Source organism: Thiofractor thiocamini, assembly GCF_055384375.1.
In genome coordinates, this window is the sequence record NZ_AP042389.1 from 1878498 (window position 1) to 1895267 (window position 16770).

General features: G+C 35.8%; 14 protein-coding genes, 1 tRNA gene and 1 pseudogene. All 16 read left to right on the forward strand.

Features of this window, described 5'->3' with window-relative positions; all coding sequences use genetic code 11:
* Positions 1-90: 90 nt before the first annotated feature.
* The 16 genes and pseudogenes from ACZ47B_RS09535 to ACZ47B_RS09610 all read left to right on the forward strand — a co-directional run bounded on the left by ACZ47B_RS09535 (position 91) and on the right by ACZ47B_RS09610 (position 16769).
* Positions 91-1773, forward strand: a complete 1683-nt coding sequence (locus ACZ47B_RS09535) for a 4Fe-4S dicluster domain-containing protein (protein ID WP_464894302.1) — start codon at positions 91-93, stop codon at positions 1771-1773.
* Positions 1773-2537 (forward strand): TorD/DmsD family molecular chaperone, encoded by a 765-nt coding sequence (locus tag ACZ47B_RS09540; protein WP_464894303.1) that lies wholly within the window; start codon positions 1773-1775, stop codon positions 2535-2537. The genes ACZ47B_RS09535 and ACZ47B_RS09540 overlap by 1 nt, the downstream gene beginning before the upstream one ends.
* A gap of 112 nt (positions 2538-2649) precedes the next feature.
* Positions 2650-2850: a twin-arginine translocation signal domain-containing protein gene (locus tag ACZ47B_RS09545; RefSeq protein ID WP_464894304.1), complete on the forward strand. Its 201-nt coding sequence runs from the start codon at positions 2650-2652 to the stop codon at positions 2848-2850.
* A 12-nt stretch (positions 2851-2862) separates the two neighbouring features.
* Entirely contained in the window at positions 2863-5700 is a 2838-nt protein-coding gene (locus ACZ47B_RS09550) for a molybdopterin-dependent oxidoreductase (RefSeq protein WP_464894305.1), read from the forward strand.
* A gap of 10 nt (positions 5701-5710) precedes the next feature.
* On the forward strand, positions 5711-6304 hold the full coding sequence (gene fdh3B / locus ACZ47B_RS09555) for a formate dehydrogenase FDH3 subunit beta (RefSeq protein WP_464894306.1): 594 nt from the start codon (positions 5711-5713) through the stop codon (positions 6302-6304).
* 10 nt (positions 6305-6314) lie between these two features.
* Positions 6315-7238, forward strand: a complete 924-nt coding sequence (locus ACZ47B_RS09560) for a formate dehydrogenase subunit gamma (RefSeq protein ID WP_464894307.1) — start codon at positions 6315-6317, stop codon at positions 7236-7238.
* Between the two features lie 138 nt (positions 7239-7376).
* Positions 7377-8168 carry a formate dehydrogenase accessory sulfurtransferase FdhD gene (fdhD, locus tag ACZ47B_RS09565; RefSeq protein ID WP_464894308.1) on the forward strand — a complete coding sequence of 264 codons (792 nt, stop codon included), beginning with the start codon at positions 7377-7379 and terminating at the stop codon, positions 8166-8168.
* Positions 8165-8890 (forward strand): winged helix-turn-helix domain-containing protein, encoded by a 726-nt coding sequence (locus ACZ47B_RS09570; RefSeq protein ID WP_464894309.1) that lies wholly within the window; start codon positions 8165-8167, stop codon positions 8888-8890. The genes fdhD and ACZ47B_RS09570 overlap by 4 nt, the downstream gene beginning before the upstream one ends.
* Positions 8887-10089, forward strand: coding sequence for a molybdopterin molybdotransferase MoeA (locus ACZ47B_RS09575; protein ID WP_464894310.1), 1203 nt, complete (start codon positions 8887-8889; stop codon positions 10087-10089). Before ACZ47B_RS09570 ends, ACZ47B_RS09575 begins: the two co-directional genes overlap by 4 nt.
* 29 nt (positions 10090-10118) lie before the next feature.
* Positions 10119-11069 carry a tungstate ABC transporter substrate-binding protein WtpA gene (gene wtpA / locus ACZ47B_RS09580; protein ID WP_464894311.1) on the forward strand — a complete coding sequence of 317 codons (951 nt, stop codon included), beginning with the start codon at positions 10119-10121 and terminating at the stop codon, positions 11067-11069.
* The gene (locus ACZ47B_RS09585; RefSeq protein WP_464894312.1) at positions 11069-12055 is read left to right on the forward strand and encodes an ATP-binding cassette domain-containing protein; all 987 of its coding nucleotides are present in this window, start codon (positions 11069-11071) and stop codon (positions 12053-12055) included. The genes wtpA and ACZ47B_RS09585 overlap by 1 nt, the downstream gene beginning before the upstream one ends.
* A complete protein-coding gene (locus ACZ47B_RS09590) occupies positions 12056-12856 on the forward strand; it encodes an ABC transporter permease (protein WP_464894313.1) in 801 nt (266 codons plus the stop codon).
* A gap of 40 nt (positions 12857-12896) precedes the next feature.
* Positions 12897-12996: transfer RNA gene (locus ACZ47B_RS09595), tRNA-Sec, on the forward strand.
* 168 nt (positions 12997-13164) lie between these two features.
* Positions 13165-13971 (forward strand): annotated as a pseudogene (locus tag ACZ47B_RS09600) (cache domain-containing protein); the annotation flags it as partial.
* Between the two features lie 768 nt (positions 13972-14739).
* Complete coding sequence (locus ACZ47B_RS09605) at positions 14740-15186, forward strand: methyl-accepting chemotaxis protein (protein ID WP_464895725.1); 447 nt, start codon at positions 14740-14742, stop codon at positions 15184-15186.
* Between the two features lie 260 nt (positions 15187-15446).
* Complete coding sequence (locus ACZ47B_RS09610; RefSeq protein ID WP_464894314.1) at positions 15447-16769, forward strand: double-cubane-cluster-containing anaerobic reductase; 1323 nt, start codon at positions 15447-15449, stop codon at positions 16767-16769.
* Position 16770 lies beyond the last annotated feature (1 nt).

Here is a 16770-nt window from a genome sequence, read left to right on the forward strand (position 1 = left end):
TAAAAGTAAAAAATATTTTACCAATTAAGTTAAGATAAAGCCATTTAGTTTTATAATTATTTCAAAACAATTTTAAAAAAGGCGTGCAAAATGAATGAATATGTTTATTATAGCCCCGAAAAATTAGACTTTCCACTAAATGAAAATATAAAAATCATTGATGATCCGCAAAAAGTAAATGAAACTTGTATAATATCAAACTCAAAAGAAGTTGAAGCGGAAGTTTATGCGCCGGAAATTAACTTTTACATCAAAAATACCCAAGATACGATCCCCGACATGATAAAAAATATCGAAAAACTATATGAGATAAGAAGTATCAAACTTGACTATGCAACTGACTTTGAAAATGAAAAAGAGATAGGTGAAAAGCTGTTGCTTGTAGGTCAAAAAGAGGAACTTCTTCAAATAGAGGAATTTTTAAGTGATGATTTTGATCTCTATTTTGCCGGAAGTGAATCCGTATCCAAGATAGAAGGAACCATTGGAGAGTTGAAGGTATATCTACAGAGAAACGGAAAAACCACTCCTTTATCGGTAGATCAAATGATATGGTTTAACGCACCAAAGTTTGCATTTAAACAAAACGGAGTCTTTGATCCTGTAAAAGACGGATTTGAGAATGTCATAGAAAAAGTAAGACAAAACAGAAAGCATTTCATTTATAAAAAAGCTGTCAATTATAACCCTGATATTTGTCAATATAAAGGAAGAACATTAAAAGAAGGAGGAGATATCTGTGGAGATTGTGCCGATATCTGTCCTACCAACGCAATATTGAAAATAGATGAAAAAAAAGAGTTGAAATTCAGTGATGAGGATTGTGAGACATGTGGAGGTTGTATCAGTGTTTGCCCCTCAGGCGCACTTGACCTTGCGGCAACTCCAAGAGAGTATGTATATGAAGCGAGCAATCTTTTAAAAGATTACAAGATACTTGTGATTCCTGAAGTTATGGATATAGAGAATCTAGAAGTAAAGCTTCCTCCGAAAGTTTTACCTTTGGTCGTAGGAGGCAGAAAATTTTTACATGAAGCTCATTTTCTCTCTTTGTTCCAGCAAAGCGGAGCCCAGGTAGTTTTCTATACGGATTTTCTCTCAAAAGGAAGCAATGCCGCTCTTGAGATGGTAAACGATATCTCAAAAAGAGCATACGGGGTGGATGCCGTCTTGGTAGCTATGAGTAAAAATGAACTCTCTGAAAGTCTGCAAGTTGCCAAATTCATTGAGGGCAGCAGATACTCCATAAATGAGCTGGGATTGAAAAAAAGAGAGATATTTGCAGCTAGACTATCTTTTTTAGTGGGAGATAAAGACTTAGGCATATATAAAAATAAAAATGAATATATCCATTATGGCAAAGTCATCATAAATGAAGATAACTGCACACTCTGTTTAAGTTGTGTGGGAGCATGCAATGTAAAAGCTTTGACTGCTCATCCTGAGGATAATTCACTTAGGTTTAACGCATCAATTTGTACTGATTGTACATATTGCGAAGTTGTTTGTCCTGAGAGTGATTGTATAAGTGTAGTTAGAGATAGTTTTGAGCTTAGACCTGAGAGTTTTAAGCAGGTGATCATGGCTAAAGATGAATTGTTTAAATGTGTGGAGTGTGGTAAAGAGTTCGCTCCAAAAAAAGCGGTTATGAAAATCGCTGAGATGATGACGCCTATGTTCGGTGGAGATGAAGCAAAGATAAGAACTCTTTACTGTTGTGAAAGCTGTAAACCAAAAGTGATGCTAAAAGCCCAAATAGAAGGAAAAAAATAATGAACAAAGATGAAAAAAAAGCTATAGACAATGCCAGAGCCGTCTACTATGGACTGTTTAGTTCCCTGTTCGCTTTTGTGCAGGTTGAAAACAGGTTTGAAGGTGTTAAGGAAACCATAGAGCTTCTTTTGAAAAATCCGATTGATGAAAACTCCAAAAAAGCACTTTCAAATATGCTCTCTATCATCAACACCGTCGGTTTGAAAATGCTAGAAAGCGAATATGACGGTATATTTTATGACTTAAGTAGTGATCCTGTCCCTACAACGGCATCATTTTATGAAGAAGAGAGGGATGACGGCAAAAAAAGAGCCATAATGGTTGATTATGTTTTACAGTCAAGATACAGAAGAGATGATGAAAAATACAGTGATTTGGAAGATGATATAGGCTTCATACTCTCTTTTATGCAAAAATTGGTACAAGATGAAGCAGCCGGAGATGAAAAATCTTCATTTTTGGAAAGAGAAGTCTTTAGAAATGTTTTAAATGAATTCGTAGATGAATTCATAGAAAATGTCTATATGCATGAAAATTCTGCATTTTATCAAGAAGTCGCACTTTTGCTTAAAGTCTTCATAGAGTTTGAAAGAGTATATCTGGGCATCAATAAACCAAAAGAAAAAATCAAATCAACAAAAGAAAAAGAAGTCTTCATATCGGATGCCGAAGCCAAAAGAAGACTTGAAAACAAAAGAAAAAAATCACAGGATATCGTTGAGTGCGTATTGGAAGAAGGCGGTGATGTGGAGGAGGAAGTTTAAAATAATTAAAAATTAAAAATTAAAAATGAAAAATTGGGGATAGCGGATACTTTTGTGGAAGTATTCGTTATCTCTAATTGGCATTGAGATAAATTTGTATAAAGGAGTAAAGATGCAAAGCAAAAGAAGAGAATTTTTGAAGAAAGCTCTTGTTGGCTCTGCTGCGGTTGCTACGGCAAGTGCGGCTTTGGCAAACGAACGGCCTTCAAAAGTTCAAGGTTCAAACGGCGTTGTAGTCGGATACTCTCCAAAAAAAGAGATTCTTTATAAAAAGACATCTCATTGGAGAGAGTACTATAGTGTAGCATCTTAAAGGAGGTAAGGTATGAGTAAAGATATGTTAGATAAACTGTCTTTGCGTACCGGAAGAAGATCTTTTCTCAAAATGGCGGCACTAGGAAGTGCAGCTGTAGGAACAACTTTGGTTGCAGGCAGCAATGCCGTTAGAAATGCGACTGAAGAAGAGGTTAAAGATCCATATCCGGGCTCAAAGCTGGTAAAAACCGTTTGTACGACATGTTCAGTAGGCTGTGGTATCATAGCTGAAGTACAAAACGGTGTTTGGGTAAGACAAGAAGTAGCGCAGGAACATCCTTTTTCACAAGGGGGTCACTGTTCAAAAGGTATTGACTCTATTGACACTGTAAAAAGTGCAAAAAGAGTTAAGCATCCGCTTAAAAAAGTAAACGGTAAATGGCAACGCATCAGCTGGGATCAGGCTATCAACGAGATAGGTGATAAAATGCTTCAGCTTAGAAAAGAGAGTCCTGATACAGCGATGTTTTTAGGCTCGGCCAAGATAAGTACGGAGCAATCCTACTACTTTAGAAAATTTGCCGCAATGTGGGGTACGAACAATATAGATCACCAAGCTAGAATTTGACATAGTGCAACAGTCGCCGGTGTGGCGAATACATGGGGTTATGGCGCTATGACAAACCACCTTGGAGATATCCAAAATGCTAAGTCCATTATCATTTTCGGAGCAAACCCTGCGGTTAACCATCCTGTTGGTTTTAAAAACTTTCTAAAAGCAAAAGAGCACAACAATGCTCAACTTATAGTTGTAGATCCAAGATATACCAAAACTGCCGCTAAAGCTGATATGTATGCCCATATAAGACCGGGAACGGATATACCGTTCATGTATGGAATGCTTCATATCATTTTCAAAAACGGCTGGGAAGATAAAGACTTTATCAAAAATAGAGTCTATGGAATGGATGAAGTTATAAAAGAGGCAAAAAAATGGACTCCCGCAAAAGTAGCGGATGTAACCGGAGTGCCTGAGGAAATACTTTATCAAATCACAAGAGCATTTGCTACAAGAAAACCGGGAACTCTTATCTGGGCTATGGGACTAACTCAGCACAGTATCGGTTCATCCAACACTAGAATGGCCCCGATCCTTCAGTTGGCACTTGGCAATATGGGAAGAGCCGGAGGCGGATGTAATATCCTAAGAGGTCATGACAATGTTCAAGGCGCAACCGATATGTGTTGTCTTTCTCACTCACTTCCTGGATACTATGGCTTAAGTGACGGTTCTTGGAAATATTTTGCAAAACAGTGGGGAGTTGATTATAACTGGATTAAAGGAAGGTTCAAATCCAAAAAATGGATGAATACCAAAGGTTTTACACTTGCAAGATGGTATGAAGGTGTTATCAAAGAAGATCCTATACATACAAGTGCTCCTATAAAAGCCCTTTGGGTTCAAGGAAACGGTATAACTTCCATAGCCAGACAAGCAAGCGTACAACAAGCACTCGATAAGCTCGAACTTATAGTTGTTGCTGAACCGTTTGCAAATGAAGCTGCTATACTTACAAATAAAAAAGACGGAGTTTATATCCTCCCGACTGCTACTCAGTTTGAAGGTGAAGGCACAGTAACAGCTACTAACAGATCCGCTCAACTTAGAAGTAAAGTTGTAGATCCGATGTATGAGAGTAAAACGGATGAAGAGATAATGTTCGCTTTTGCTAAAAAATTCGGATTTTTCAATGAGTTTGTAGCCGGAATGAAATTAAGAGCCGACAAAAAACACGGCAAGCTCGTAAAAGCGAAAGATAGTTACTCTTGGCCAAAAGATGCCATAAATGAGATAGCTAGAACCATTAAAACGATCGGACTTACCGGCTGGACATATGACAGAATAAAAAAACATCAACAAAACTGGCATATGTTCAACCCGGTTACAATCGCCGGTATGGGGCCTATGAAAGGCGAGTATTATGGGCTTCCATGGCCATGTTGGACAACCAAACACAGTGGTAGCCCTATACTTTATGATACCAACTTGAGTGTAAATCAAGGTGGTATGGGCTTTAGAAACAGATTTGGTCTAGTTCATGACGGCGTAAGCCAATTGGCGGGTGATGGAGCAACCATCAAAGGAGCAAAAGTACAAGGAGGATATCCTGAGCTTAATAAAGACAATATAGAAAAAGTTCTTGGAATCAAGCTCACTCCTGCTCAAAAAGCCGCAATGGGTAAAAACTGGAAAGTGGATATCAGTGATGAGATAGCTGAACTTGCTCTAAAAGCAGGTGTTGCACCTTACGGTAATGCAAAAGCAAGAGCCATAGTATGGACATTCCCTGACAAGATACCAATGCACAGAGAACCGCTTCATACTCCAAGATTTGACTTGACCAAGAAGTATCCAACATATAAAGATAAAACAAATCAATACAGAGTTGATACAAGATATGCTTCCGTTCAAAAGAAAGATTGGTCAAAAGAGTTCCCTCTCAATCTTGTTACAGGAAGGCTTGTTACTCACAGTGGTGCCGGTCTTATAGAGAGAAGCTCCAAGTATCTTACCAAGCATAACCCTGAAATGTTCTGCGATATCAATCCTAACTTAGCAATGAAACATGGTATCAAAGACGGCGATATGATGTGGGTACACTCACCTGAGGGTACGAAGATAAAAGTAAGAGCAAGATTTACTTACTCGGTAAGTGAAGACAGGATATTCTTGCCATTCCACTGGGCTGGAGTAATGCAGGGTGTTGATTTGAGTAAAAATTATCCAGAGGGCACCAAGCCTTACAGTATAGGCGAAGCAGCCAATACTGTCACAAACTACGGATATGATATCATTACTCAAATCCCTGAAACAAAAGCCGGCTTATGCCGCATAGAGAAAGCGTAGGGGGTGTGAAATGGCTAGAATGAAATTTTACTGCGATGAAGGCAGATGTATAGAGTGTAACGGATGTACTGTTGCCTGCGAAGAGGGCAATGAGCTTCCGGTGGGTATCAGTAGAAGAAAAGTTGTAACAGTCAACGAAGGAATAGAGGGAGAAGAGTACAGTGTTTCAGTAGCATGTATGCACTGTACCGACGCACCTTGTGAGCAAGTATGTCCGGTTGACTGCTTTTATATAAGAGCTGACGGTATAGTTCTACATGATAAAGAAAAGTGTATAGGCTGCGGATACTGCTTGTATGCATGTCCGTTCGGTGCTCCTCAATTTCCAAGAGACGGTGCTTTTGGAACAAGAGGCGTTATGGATAAGTGTACTATGTGTGCCGGCGGTCCTGAGCCTACAAACTCTATAAAAGAGAGAGAGCTTTACGGTCAAAACAGGATTGCTGAGGGTAAAGTACCTATGTGTGCTGCTGTTTGCTCAACAAATGCTCTTGTAGTAGGTGACGCGACTGAAGTTGCGGATGTCTATAGAAAAAGAGTGTTTTCAAGAGGAAAAGGTGTAGTTGGTGTACCATATGGCTGGAGTACAGCTTATAAAGGTTAAAGGATTACCTATGAAAAAGTTTATATTATTTCTCTTTGGTGCAGTTTTACTTAATGCCAGAGAATTCATAGGTAAAGTACCGTTGGTTGAAAATGCCAAACAGGTTCACTTTTCGGGGAGTCATTTAAACTCCCCACAACTTTTGCATAATATTTTGTATTATCAAAATTGGGGTGAACTTTTTACATATTTGCAAGTCCACTGGTTTAGACTGCTTTTTGGCAGTATAGCCATCGGAGTTATATTGGTGTTTATTTTACACTATTTGATTATAGGCCCAAAGAAATTTTCTCATGAGGGAAAAAAATTTTATATATTTTCTCTTTTTAAGAGAGTGATACATTGGATAGCCGCCATTGCTTTTGTCATCATTGTTCCAACAGGATTTATGATGATATACGGAAAGTATCTTGGCGGAGGAGATCTGGTACTGTTTGCCAGATACCTTCATGATATAGGAGGTGTACTGTTTTTATTGGCGGTAATTCCTATGTTCTTGATGTGGCTTATACCTATGCTCCCGTCATTTGACGACATAAAGTGGCTTTTCATAGCCGGTGGATATTTGACAAAAAAGAAAGTGGAGGTGCCCGCGGGTGAATTTAACGCAGGTCAAAAAATGTGGTTTTGGCTTGCAACGGTTGGTGGATTTGTTATGATCGTAAGCGGTGCTGTTATGTACTTTCAGGATTTTGATATAGCTTTTGTAAATAGCTTGGGTCTTGATCAGATAGATATAAACAGGATCGCAGTTATCGTTCATAACTTTCTTGGAATGGCTGTAGCAGCTCTGTTTATAACGCATCTTTATATGTCCATATTTGCTATCAAAGGATCACTAGATAGCATGATAAGTGGATATAAAAGTGAGGATGAGTTGAAGTATTTGCACAGTTCGTTTTATAAAAAACTTATGAAAAAAGAGAAAAAATAAGTTTATAGTTTCGTGCCGTCTTTATGATACCTCCTTAACTAAAAGAGGCGGCACGGACTATTTTTTTATATTAAAATATGCTAAAATAGCATATTTATATTGTCTCAATGCCAAAGAAGTAAATATATAGGAAATATGATGGAGCCGATTTTTTTAACGGAAGTAACCAAGATAAAAGATGGGAAGAAGTTCAAAGTAGAAGACAGTGTCATAAAAGAAGTTAAGATTGATATCATTATCAATGAAAAAAAGATAGTTTCCATGATGGCAGTGCCGATGGATATAAAAGAGTTGGTTGTGGGGTATATCATAGGAGAAAATATCGTACAAAAAACAGATGATATATATGATATGCAAATTAAAACGGAAGATGAAAAAAACTATGAAGTATATGTAAAAGCCAAAACAGATGAAAAAAGCATGAAAAAACTAAACAGTGAAGGCGTGATAGTCAGCGGATGCGGTAAAGCCGAGAGTACACACATATCACCCAAATCCATAGATGCAAAAGTCCTGACCACGGAATTTTCCATAAAAGCTGACTTGCTGTTTGATGAAATGCAGACATTTTATGGACAATGCCCCCTTTATGAACAAACAGGATGCGTACATACCGCTAAAATCTATATAAATGAAGATACCTACTTCATTGGAGAGGACATAGCTCAGCACAATACTATAGATAAAGCCGTAGGAAAAGCTCTGATGGCAGGATATGATATAACAAATTCATTTTTGATGGTAAGCGGGAGACTGAGTTCTGAAATGGTGGCAAAAGCCGTGGTACATCAGGTACCTATACTTGCTTCAAGAACGGCATCAACTTGCCGAGGAGTAATGATAGCTGAAAAATTCGGTCTTACATTGATAGGTTTTGTAAGAGGAAAAAGTATGAATATCTATAGAAATCCGGGGAGGATAGTGCTATGAGATTGGAAGATGCTATAAAAGATACATTAAACAGTGAAGGAAAGTTGACATGCGCGGATGCGTACAAAGTATCAGCCAAAACCAAAATACCTATAGGGGACGTGGGGAAAAAAGCAAAAGATATGGGTATAAGGATAACCGACTGTGGACTGGGACAGTTCGGTAAGCTTGAAAAAGGTGAATATTCAAAAATAGTATACGATAGACTCAAACCTTACTTGAATGAAGACAATAAAGTCATATGTAAAGTCGCAAGGGATACTGCAAAAGGTGTTGGACTTAAAACAGTAAGAGGCACTTTGGAAGTAAAAAATATAGATGTCACCTACTGTGAACTTGGTTGCTTTAAAGAGAAAAAGAGAACGAGACTTTATGTAAAAACAAAAACATGGATGGAAAATCAAAGAAAAGAGTTGCTTTTTGGCAAGGGAAAAACCGAAATACTACTTGAGATAGAAAGAACAGGCTCTATTGCAAAAGCAGCGGAAAATCTTGAAATGAATTATAAAAAAGCCTGGTCTCATATAAAATTGCTTCAACAAAATCTCGATGATGTTTTAGTGATCACGCAAAAAGGCAACGGTGAAAACAGTGGGACAAAGCTAACCCCAAAAGCCACAGAATATATAACCAAGTATAAACAGCTACAAAGAGAGATAGAAGAGTTCGCCAATGAAAGATTTAAAGAACTGTTTTTAAAACCAAGAGGAGGTAAGGATTGAAAAAATTAGGTGTTTTGTCATACAAAGAGGCCTTAGTAAAGGCACTAAAAAATGCTAACAAAGAGTTATCAGGCGAAATAACTTTCTTGGCTAACTCACTAGATAGAGTTTTGGCTGAAGATATAATAGTCAAAAAAAATGTTCCTTCATTTAACAATTCCGCACTTGACGGCTTTGCTTTTAGACATGAAGATATAGGAAATGAGTTAAAAATCGTATCTACTATATACGCAGGCGACGAACCAAAAGAGATGTTAAAGGCAAACGAGTGTTATAAGATAATGACAGGAGCAAAAGTTCCAGGCGACGCTGATACTATTGTAGCTATAGAGGATTGTTTGGAAGTAAATGAAGCTTATATAAAAGTACCGACTTCCATAAAAAAAGGAAATGCCTTAAGGCTAAAAGGTGAAGAGCTTAAAAAAGGTGAATTGCTTTTTCAAAAAGGTGAGAGGATAACTTCATCTGTTATTGCCCTTTTGGCAGCCCAAGGGATACCGACACTAAAAGTATATAAAAATATATCCATAGCGGTTGCATCTACGGGCAATGAACTAAAAGAGCCATGGGAAGAAGCAAGTGAAGATGAGATATACAATGCAAACTCTTCAGCTATCATCGCACTTTTGAAAGAGTATGGGTTTAAGCCTGATTATGTTGGACTTATTCCGGATGATTTGGATAAGACGGTTGAATTTATATCTAAATTAAAAAGTTATGATGTGATTATCACAACAGGTGGTATCAGTATGGGAGATGCTGACTTTTTGGAAGAGGCATTTTTGAAAAACGGTTTAAAAGAGTTTTTTCATGGAGTCAACATAAAGCCCGGTCGCCCTACCATGATGGGAAAAATGGATAAAACATTTGTGATGGCGATGCCCGGCAATCCTCTAACAACTATGTTAAATGTGATGGTGCTTTCAATATCGGTGCTTTTAAAACTTCAAGGGGATAGGAACTATAACTTAAAAAGCATAAAAGCTATCAACAAAAAGCAGTTTAAATTTAGACCAAACAGGACAAATATAGTTCTTGGAAAAGTAGAAAATGGTGATTTTACAGTAACAAGAGACAACAAAATAGGCTCAGGTATGCTTTTGCCTCTTTTTGAAAGCAATGCTTTGATGATAACAAAAGAAGGCATTAGCGAAGTTAGAGAAGGTGATGAGGTAGAAGTTTTTTTAATTAAAAATTAGTAATGAAAAATGAAAAATGAGGGTGAGAAATGAAAAAGATAATTTTAATTTTTAGTTTGTTTGTGATGTTTGGATTTGCCAAAGAGAAGATAGTGGTGTTTCATGCGGGGAGTTTGAGTGTTCCTTTTGGTGCGATGGAGAAAGCTTTTGAAAAAAAATATCCTATGTATGATGTGGTCAGAGAAGCCGCGGGAAGCAGGGCATGTGCCAGGAAGATAACAGATATAGGTAAACCTGCCGATGTGATGGCAAGTGCGGCATATAAGGTTATAGACAATCTTTTGATACCTGATTTTGCAAAGTTTGATGCACATTTTGCAACAAATGAAATGGTGATAGCATATACTGATAAATCAAAGTACGCAAACGAGATAAATCAAAATAACTGGACGGATATCCTTTTGAAAAAAGGCGTAAAAGTAGGTCATTCCAATCCAAACCTTGATCCTTGCGGATATAGAAGTATGCTTGTAACAAAATTGGCTGAAATTTACTATAAAAAACCCGGTTTTTTCAAAAAACTTTTTGGATACGGACAAAGTTATCAAAATGGTGAAGAAAAAAAAGACAAAGTGATAGTGAGACCAAAAGAGACTGATCTTTTAGGACTTTTGGAAGCCGGTGCTTATGATTATCTATATATCTATAAGTCGGTTGCCGTTCAACATGGTTTAAAGTATATAAACTTACCTCCACAAATTAGTTTAAAAAGTAAAAAATACGCTGATTATTATAAACAGGTTGGTTTTAAAGTTACCGGTAAAAAGCCTGGAGCATGGATAGTTAAAAAAGGGGCCCCTATGATATACGGTATAACCATAGTTCAAAACAGCAAACATAACCTACCAAGAAACAAAGAGGGTGCAGTGAAATTTGTCGAATTTGTCTTAAGCAAAGAGGGACAAAAGATAATGCTAGAAAACGGACAAGGTGTGATAAATCCACCCGTTATAACCGGTGACAAGAGTATACTCAAGTAATGCTGAGAGTAAAAAATCTTTTTTTAAAAGAGGGGAATTTTACTCTTGGGGAGATCTCCTTTGAAGTTGATACCAACTCATACTTTGTAATTCTTGGAAAAACCGGAAGCGGAAAAACGATGCTACTTGAGTCAATTGCCGGTTTGAAAAAGGGTATGAAAGGTAATATCTATTGTAACTTTGATGAGGTAACAGACCTTGTTCCTGAAAAGCGGAATTTTGGTTTTGTTTATCAAGATTTTATGCTTTTCCCTAATATGAATGTAGAACAAAATATCAAATACAGCGCGAGATATAAAAAGATAGAAAATTCAGAGGAACTTTTTGAAGATTTGGTCGGTTTTTTGCATATCAAAGAGTTGTTAAAAAGAGACGTGAAGCATTTAAGCGGCGGAGAAAAACAAAGAGTTGCCATAGCTAGAGCCATTTACTCAAGGCCGAAACTTTTACTTCTTGATGAGCCTTTGAGTGCAGTCGATCCTACTTTTAGAAGTTCTATAATGAAAATGTTAAAAGATATAACCTCAAGGTACAATATCACCGTTATACATGTAACACACAATTTTAAAGAAGCATCGTTTTTGGCCGATAGGATCGCAGTGATGCTCGATGGAAAAATTTTACAAATAGGAAAAGCAAACGATGTTTTAAATAGACCAAAAAGTATAGAAGTTGCTAAATTCCTCGGGTTTAAAAATATCTTCAAAGGTTCATTCTTTGATTTTGAAGACGAAAGAAAGGATAAATACTATAGTGTCGATCCAAACAGGATACTTTTTTCTTATAAAAAAAGTGATAAAGATTTTTGCTATAAAAGTAAGATTGAAAATGTACTTGATATAACGGATCATTACAAAGTTTTTGCAAAAGTCAAGAAAAGGGTTGTCTTTGCAAAAGTTCCCAAAAATATGTTTGACAGGCTTGAACTTGAAGAGGGAAAAGAGTGTATGCTTTGCATAGATGAAAAAGATATACGGGTTATTTGAATGAGAAATGTAAAATTAAAAATTAAAAATTTTAGGGATAAGTGGTTTTTACTACTCTTTGTATTTTTAGGTTCTTTGATCATTTTGTTTTTAACCATTCCTTTAGTGAAGCTTTTTAGTAGTGTCGGCTTGATGGGGATGAGTAAAAGCATAGTAGAACCTGAGGTTTACAGGAGTATATTGTTAACCTTGAGAGTTGCGTTTTATGGAGTTCTTTTTGTTATGATAACGGGTATCCCTTTGGCATATCTGCTTTCAAAGTATGAATTTTTTGGAAAATCTTTCCTTGAATCGCTTTTGGATATCCCGGTCATGGTTCCGCACACGGCAGCCGGTATAGCTCTTTTGATAGCATACGGCAGTGGGTATATGCAAAGATTTTTAGCTTTTTTTCACCTTGATTTTATAGATGCGACGACCGGTATTATGAGTGCCATGATGTTTTTATCAGCTCCATTTTTGATAAACGGTGCAAAAGAGGGTTTTAGAAAGATTGATAAAAGATATGAGAATGTGGCAAGGACATTGGGAGCTAGTAGATTTGAAGCATTTTTTACCATAGTTTTACCCATGGCAAAAAGTGATATCATAAACGGGGCATTAATGATGTGGAGTAGGGCTTTAGGGGAGTTTGGTGCTGTTGTTATCATAGCATATCACCCTATGGTAGCACCGGTTTTGATATATGACAGATTTAACAATTATGGCTTAAAGTTTTCAGCTCCCGTTGCAGCCGATATGATAGTGATATCCGTCATGATATTTTTAAGTATCAGAGTACTGAACAATAGGCTAAAGTAAAGAAAAATTAACTTTTTTATTGTATAATTTCATAAACTTTGGGGGGTATGTGATCCTGGTGGACACCGCGGGCTTCAAACCCGTCTGTTCGTGCTGGTGTCAGTCGCGAAGGGAGGTTCGATTCCTCCACCCTCTCGCCATAAAAATTTAAAGGAAAGAAAATGTTTTCCAATTTATCAATTAGAAAAAAAATTTTATTTTTAACTATGGGTAGTGTTGTGTTGATTTCATTATTATATCTTGGATTGACAGTATTTAGCATCAAGAGTATTACAAGCACGAATGCACAGATATCTAAAAAAACTATAATGGATATCAAGAAATCTGAACTTAAAAATAAGATTACTATAGTTGATCATATTTTACAAACATACTATGAAAGAGCAAATCCCAAAAAAATGGAGGAAGTTGTAAAAGGGTCGTTATATAAACATTCATCTCAACTTTTCAACCTTTTAAATGCAATTTATAATCAAAATAAAGATGTAATGCCTCAAAACGAGCTTCAAGATAAGTTAAAGAATATAGTAAAACACTCCTTGTATGGAAAAAGCGGCTACTTTTGGATAAATGATATGAATTATAAGATGGTAATGCATCCGATAAAACCTCAGTTTGACGGGAAAGTATTTGTCAATACCCCAAAAGTTCCTTTTGTAGAACTTGGTGTAAATGCTATCAAAAAGAGTAAAAATGGCGAAGCAATCATAAAATATAAATTTTACAACAAAGTAACAAATAGATATGAATTTAAAGTATCTTTGGTAAAACTTTTTAAACCGTACAATTGGGTCATAGGGACAGGAGCATATCTAAGTGATGTTACTCCAATGTTAAAAAAAGAAGCTTTGGAAAATATAAAAAATATAAGATATGGAAAAAGCGGCTACTTTTGGATAAATGATATGAATTATAAGATGGTAATGCATCCGATAAAACCTCAGTTTGACGGGAAGGTATTTGTCAATACTCCAAAAGTTCCTTTTGTAGAACTTGGTGTAAATGCTCTAAAGAAAAGTGGAAAAGATTTTGCATATATAAGATATACATTTTATAATCCTAAATCAAAAAAATATGAAGAAAAATTATCTATTGTAAAGTTGTTTAAACCTTGGGGATGGGTCATAGGAACAGGTGTATATCTAAAGGATGTGAAATCTGTATTGCATAACTTTGATGATAATGCTTCATCGCAGTTATATAGTTCGATAGTAACAATTTTGGTTTTTATGTTGATTATATTTATATTTGTGGGATTATTAACAAAAATATTATCAACAAGATATATCATAAATCCTCTTGATAAGATAAGAGATGGTTTAGATAGCTTCTTTAAGTACTTAAAAAGGGAACAAAATAGTGTAGAGCATATAAATTTACAATCAAATGATGAGATAGGTTTTATCGCAAATGAAATCAATGAAAGTATATCTCATGTAAAAGAGTATGCAGATGAGGAGATAAGATTGATAGATGAGATAAAAAAAGTTGCCCAAGATGTACAATCAGGGAAATTGGATACAGCTATCTCTCTAAATTCTAACAACAAAGATCTTCAAAATTTGAGAGATACTTTTAATGATATGATAAACATACTCAAAAAAAATATAGGAAAAGATTTAATCAACATACAAAAAATACTTGAAAAATTTGCAAAATATGATTTTACCAATGAGATAGATAATCCTTCAGGAGAGCTTGAAAAACTTATCAATTTACTAAGAAATGTAATAGTTGATATGTTAAAAGTCAATAAAAACAACTCTATCGAGCTCAATAATTTAAAAGAGCAGTTAAATAACTATATAGCCAAACTTGATGATTCTATGGCAGAAGAGAGTAATGTAGTGATCAAGATAAATGATCTTATAGAAAAATCAAGAATGGGGCTTAATGAATCTGTAGAGCAATCAAGTGAGGTTTCCAAGCAGGCAAATGATATAAAAAATGTTGTATCTGTTATACAAGATATAGCTGATCAGACTAATCTTTTGGCTTTAAATGCCGCGATAGAGGCTGCAAGAGCAGGAGAGCATGGAAGAGGATTTGCGGTAGTTGCGGATGAAGTAAGAAAATTAGCAGAGAGAACTCAAAAATCTCTTGCTGAGATAGATGCAAATATTTCAACATTAACCCAGTCTGTCAATGAAATAGTAACTTCCATAGAAGATAGAGGAAGCGAGATGAATGACATAGGAGAAACTATGGAGGAGATTAAAGAGATAGAAACATCAAATACAACAGTTTCTCAAGAAATAACAAAATTATCAAAGATGCTTGAGGAAATTTCCATAAAGATAAATGAAGAAGTTTCAAAAAAGAAATTTTAGCATAAGTATATCAAGCAATTTTTATATAGTGCCATAATTTTAGAGAAAATTAGAAAATTCTAAAATTATGGCTTATCTCTATAAATTCTACAGATAAAAGTAAAGTAATTTTTACTTTTATTTAAACAAAAAAGATGTACAATTTCAAATATGCTGTAACAGCCTAAGGTTTAGGCACACATGAATAAGGCATTTTCTACAATTTTCTCTACTTATTCAACTGCTTTTTTTCTACAGCAAATAATTTTTGAAGGATTATTATGAGTGCAGGTAAATATGATGATTTACTGAAAAGTTTGGATATAGATATCCCTCGCCACGAAAAACTTTTGAATGCGGTAGGAGAGATGTTTGTATCGGAGTTTTTATCTCAAGAAAATAGACCAAAGGGTATGGAGTATTTTGACTGGTTTATGAGTGAGATACATGGTGAAAGAATTGCCGAAATAAACAGACTAAAAGAGCAGAAAAAACCTGCTGTCGGAACTTTTTGTATCTTTGTGCCTGAAGAGATAGTAGTTGGAGCGGGAGGAACTTGTTATGGTCTTTGCGGCGGAGCAAATATGACTATACCTGAAGCCGAAACGGAACTTCCAAGAAATATTTGTCCTCTTATCAAGTCTGCATTTGGTTTTAAACTACAACGAACTTGTCCATATACTCAATCAGCTGATTTTATATATGGTGAAACTACTTGTGAAGCTAAAAAGAAGACTTGGGAGATACTTGACAAGCATCATCCTGTGCATGTTATGAGTATACCACATATGAAAAGAGATAAGGACTTAAATATGTGGCAAGGTGAGATAGTGGAGTTTAAAGAGCATATAGAAGAGGTGATTGGGAGGAAGTTAACCCTTGATGAGATAAAAGATGGTGTTAGAATCATCAATGAAAAAAGATCTGCTCTTTTAAGACTTGATAAATTAAGAGGAATGTATCCCGAGGTTATACCTATCAGTGGGAAAGATGCTCTTTTGATAACTCAGATAAGCTTTATGGATGATCCTGTGAGATTTACAAAAAAATTAAATGAACTTTGTGATGAGTTAGAACAAAGGATAAGAGATAAAACAAGTGTATGCAAGGAAGATACACCAAGACTTATGGTGCTTGGAACACCTTTTGCCTTGCCAAACTGGAAACTTCATAGTAGTGTTGAGAGTTGTGGCGGAGTTATCATCAATGAAGAGTCATGCATAGGGCATAGATACTACAAAGACAATATAGATATAAGCAATGTGGATAGTGAAGAAAAAATGATGGAAAAATTGATGCAAAGATACTCTAAGGTTGATTGTGCCTGCTTTACTCCTAATGTTCCAAGAGTTGAAAAAATCTTAAAGATGTATAAGGATAGGCAAGCTGATGGAGTTATATACTATACTCTCTCGTTTTGCCATACTTACAATGTTGAATCACACTTAGTCTTGGAAGCTTTGGAAAAAGAGGGGATACCTTGTTTGAAGATAGAGTCTGATTACTCAAGCGAAGATATGGGGCAGATAAAAACAAGGGTAGAGGCATTTTTAGAAAGCATATCTTTTAAGAAAAAAGCAAGAAAATTTAAAGGGATAGATTAGA